This window comes from Desulfofundulus sp. (genome assembly GCF_049701015.1).
Classification (GTDB): domain Bacteria; phylum Bacillota; class Desulfotomaculia; order Desulfotomaculales; family Desulfovirgulaceae; genus Desulfofundulus.
Genome location: NZ_JBNATZ010000378.1, coordinates 1 through 1,724 on the forward strand (window position 1 = coordinate 1; position 1,724 = coordinate 1,724).

Annotated in this window: 2 protein-coding genes; both read right to left on the minus strand. The window is 49.5% G+C overall.

Annotated elements, in window-relative coordinates:
- Positions 1 to 441: 441 nt before the first annotated feature.
- Entirely contained in the window at positions 442 to 666 is a 225-nt protein-coding gene (locus tag ACPLUI_RS14600; RefSeq protein ID WP_424660966.1) for a hypothetical protein, read from the minus strand.
- Positions 667 to 1,149: a hypothetical protein gene (locus ACPLUI_RS14605; protein WP_424660967.1), complete on the minus strand. Its 483-nt coding sequence runs from the start codon at positions 1,147 to 1,149 to the stop codon at positions 667 to 669.
- Between the last annotated feature and the right edge of the window lie 575 nt (positions 1,150 to 1,724).

The following is a 1,724-nucleotide window of genomic DNA, read 5'->3' on the forward strand; positions in this document are numbered from 1 at the left end:
TTTATATCGTTTCCCGCCACCGGGCTGCCTGGGTACCCGTTCGGATACTCGACAGGGTATCGGGGCGGGTGCTTGTTTCCGGCCGGGATTTATCCAATCTCACCTGTTATGTAACCAACCCGTTCTGGGTCCGGGAGGGAGATTGGCTTGAATGACCCGCCAGAAGTTGCTTGCAGAATCGAGCAGGAGGGGGCGACCAGTCCTCTCCTGCTCAAGGTTTTGTATCTGTAACCCCCTCTCCCTGTTTCTACGTACAGATGAAGAAGGCCCGGCGGGCGAAGTTTTTGGCTGAGTATTTTGGGGTATACGTTTAGGAAAAGGCGGGATAGAAAATCAAAGGCCACCGTGGTCCTTGATATATCAAGCCGCCACTGTGGCGGTTTGAAAACTTTTAGTCAAATCCTGCCGCACTTTTTTATCAGTTAATTCGGACAATACCGGTCAGAACCAGTTACGGTATCTGGCGTATTGGTTTTCCCCTTCAGTTAAACCTGAGTCCTGAAAGCTGCCCAGGGTAACACCGGCAAATCCCCGGTACAGGTGGGGACGCTTGTCCTGTACGGCGGCCATGGGATCACCGCCAGTGAAAGACCAGAGTAATTCCATAAACAATTGAAAAGGGGGGACGGGCCTTACCGACCCGTCCCCATCGTCAAACCCAACCATCTATTTTTTAGCTACAGCCTTCTTTTTAGCTGTGGCCTTAGTTTTGGCTGCAACTCCTCTTTTAGAAACCGCCGGTTTCTTCTTATAGACAACTTTCCTGCTGGTTACTGGCTTCCGAGTGATTTTCTTATGAACTGCTGGCTTACGGACCGTTTTCTTTTGAGCTGCTACCCTGCGAGTCGTCTTCTTGTGGGCTACCGGCTTACGAGCAGTCTTCTTGCTGGTTACCGGCTTGCGGACCACCTTCCTGCCGGTCTTAGTCTTCACCTTCGCCGCAGGTACTGCAGAAGTAGCTTTTTTAACCCCCGCTTTCGGGTTGGCCGGCTTCGCCGGTACCGCCCGGTGCTTAACAGCAACTGCCACGTGTTTTGCCGGGTGGTGCACCGTTGCCGCTGCGGCAGCAGGCCCCAGCGGACCTGCCATTGCGAAAAATACCACCGAAATAAGCGCGACACCTCTAAGCAGTTTTTCCCTTAACTTCATCTTCCTTTCAGCTCCCCCTCCATTTTTATTTTTTAGCTAATTGTACATAAAGTTTATAACAGGGGAGCTTGTCTTCTGTAACTTTTTTGTAAATGCCAAATTTGAACTCAGGCGAATTTCCGCATGTTTTTGCGCAACTTAAAGAATGCTCTTCTCAAGACTTGCGCTGTTCCCCACTGAGCTACTTTTTTACCACTCCAGGTTCAGTATCCGGGCCGGACAACGAAAAAGCGCGGCCGTCTTTCTACCGCGCTGCACCGTGGTCCGGTCACTTGTGTTTCTAAACCGCTTTTAACCGACCTTAAAGCCACATTTCGCCAAAAAACGCAGATTCTTTACATACTATTTACAGATTTGAGACGTGTCTCAAAAAAAAGATGTTTAGAATTAAAATGCAAAGGAAATAGAAACTTGAACGCAAGGAGCTAAATGGCATATGACTCTCTTAAAAATGTTTAGAAACCTGTTTCTTTTCTTCGCGCATGGGCTGGCTCCTTTCTTATTTCCACTCTATGCCCACACCGCCAGTTTTCATCCGGGTTACGAGAACCGGGTGGCCGTGCTCATGTACCACC

Excerpts from the sequence above, each read along its gene's own strand:
- ACPLUI_RS14600 (WP_424660966.1), bottom strand. The coding sequence starts at position 666 with ATGGTTGGGTTTGACGATGGGGACGGGTCGGTAAGGCCCGTCCCCCCT.
- ACPLUI_RS14605 (WP_424660967.1), bottom strand. The coding sequence starts at position 1,149 with ATGAAGTTAAGGGAAAAACTGCTTAGAGGTGTCGCGCTTATTTCGGTG.